Annotated in this window: 1 protein-coding gene; it reads left to right on the forward strand. The window is 60.5% G+C overall.

Annotated features, from left to right (window positions below):
* Positions 1–95: 95 nt before the first annotated feature.
* Positions 96–2,307, forward strand: a 2,212-nt coding sequence (locus ACLQ24_RS29355; protein WP_425894985.1) for a hypothetical protein, incomplete at its 3' end; no start/stop codon positions are given.

The raw sequence follows: 2,307 nt of genomic DNA on the forward strand, positions 1-2,307 counted from the left end.
CTGGCTTGTCGTCTGCCACGGGCCAGCACACCGGCGCTAGGGCGCAGGTTCAATGGTCTCTCGACGGGCGCAAACTAAGAAGCGACGGCAAAGAGGTGCACAAACTCGGAGACGATGCCGCCTCACTACTTCGACTTCTTATCAACAAGCGCGGCACGGCCAACGAATTCGTGACACACGCCGAGGTCAAGAGTGTGTACCCGGGCCCCACACCAGTCGCTGCGGCTATCGGCAACGTACGGACGGCATTAGAGAGAGCGGAATTATTTCCGAAGGGTTCGTGGAGGATAGAATCCGGCGGGGATGGAGTGGGTTGGCGTCTTGTTGGTTTGGAGAATGTGCAGGTTGAGTCTGGCGGGGCCGAGGCATCTGGTAGTTCCGCTGCCGCTGGGCAGGATGTCGACGCTCCTGCGCAGGCGCAATGGTCTCTTGACGGGCGTAAACTAAAAGAACGCGACGGCAAAGAGGTAATCGAACTCGCAGAAAACACCGCCTCAGTACTTCGACTTCTTATCCGTAGGCGCGGCACGGGCGAAGAATTCGTGACGCACGCCGAGATCAAGAGTGCGTACAAGGGCATCTCACCGCCCTTTTCTGTTATTAATCTCGTGCGGAGATCATTAGGGAGAGCGGACTCATTTCTGAAGGGTCCGTGGGAGATAGAATTCAACGAGCGTAAAAAAGGTTGGCGTCTTGTTGGTTTGTGGAATGTGCAGGTTGAGTCTGGCGGGGCCGAGGCTTCTGGTAGTTCCGCTGCCGCTGCTGCTGTCGGGCGGGATGTCGATGCTCCTATGCAGGCGAACGCGCCACTAGGCATCCCGGATGCAATGGATGTCGATGCCGTCGGGGATTACGGGTTCAACGATGAGATAGGGCCGGATGTCGGCCTGACCGGTGGCGGCTTGTGGGAAGATTGGTTGCCAACGGCTGAGGGGATGCCGGCGGCGGTCGGTGCCGGTTCGGTCATGCATCCACTGGACGGCCCTGATGCCCTCATGCAGACCGCCGATATATCCCAACTCGGCGTTGACGACGGCGTCTGGGGCTCTGATGCCAGCGAGTATCTCGTCCACTATGGCTCCGAGTCGGACATGCTGGCCCTGCCACTGTCGGGGCCGGCTCTGCTCGGCGACGTGCAGCGCAGTGTTCAGCCGCCGCTGCGTACCGAGTCGGCATTCGATCAGCCGTACGCGTCGACCTCCACCGACCACAGCGGTAGCCGGCAGCACGCGCCTGGCTTGTCGTCTGCCACGGGCCAGCACACCGGCGCTAGCGCGCAGGTTCAATGGACTCTCGACGGGCGCGAACTAAGAAGCAGCGACCGCAAAGAGGTGCGCATACTCGGAGACGGTGCCGCCTCACTACTTCGACTTCTTATCAACAAGCGCGGCACGGCCAACGAATTCGTGACACACACCGAGGTCAAGAGTGTGTACACGGGCCCCGCAACGCCAGATTCGGCTATCGGCAACCTACGGGGGGTATTGAAGGGAACGAAAGGATTGGAGAGGGATCAGTGGGAGATAAAATACGACAGGCGTGAAAAAGGTTGGCGTCTTGTCGGTTTGTGGAATGTGCAGGTTGAGTCTGGCAGGGCCGAGGCTTCTGTTAGTGCCGCTGCCGCTGCCGCTGCTGTTGTTGGGCGGGGCTTGTCGTCTGCCACGGGCCAGCACACCGGCGATAGGGCGCAGGTTCAATGGTCTCTTGACGGGCGCACACTAAGAAGCAGCGACGGCAAAGAGGTGCGCAAACTCGGAGACAATACCGCCTCACTACTTCGACTTCTTATCAACAAGCGCGGCAGGGGCAACGAATCCGTGACACACGCCGAGATCGAGAGTGTGTACACGGGCGGCACACTGCCGCCCGGTACGGCTATCGCACGCGCACGGGATGAATTAGTGAAAAGCAAATTATCGCCGAATGATCCGTGGGAGATAAAATTCGACGGGAGTGGTTGGCATCTTGTTGGTTTGTGGAATGTGCAGGTTGAGTCTGGCGGGGCCGAGGCTTCTGGTAGTTCCGCTGCCGCTGCCGCTGCCGCTGCCGCTGCCGCTGCCGCCGCCGCTGTCGGGCGGGATGTCGATGCTCCTGTCTGGGCGAACGCGCCACTAGACTTGCTGGACGCGATGGATGTCGATGCCGTCGGGGATTACGGGTTCAACGATGAGATAGGGCCGGATGTCGGCCTGACCGGTGGCGGCTTGCGGGAAGATTGGTTGCCAACGGGTGAGGGGGCACCGCCGGCGGTAGGTGTCGGGTCGGTGATTCAATTGCCGGGCCGCTTTGATTGTATGGCGCGGATCG

The organism is Micromonospora sp. DT4 (genome assembly GCF_049841675.1).
Taxonomy (GTDB): Bacteria; Actinomycetota; Actinomycetes; order Mycobacteriales; family Micromonosporaceae; genus Micromonospora.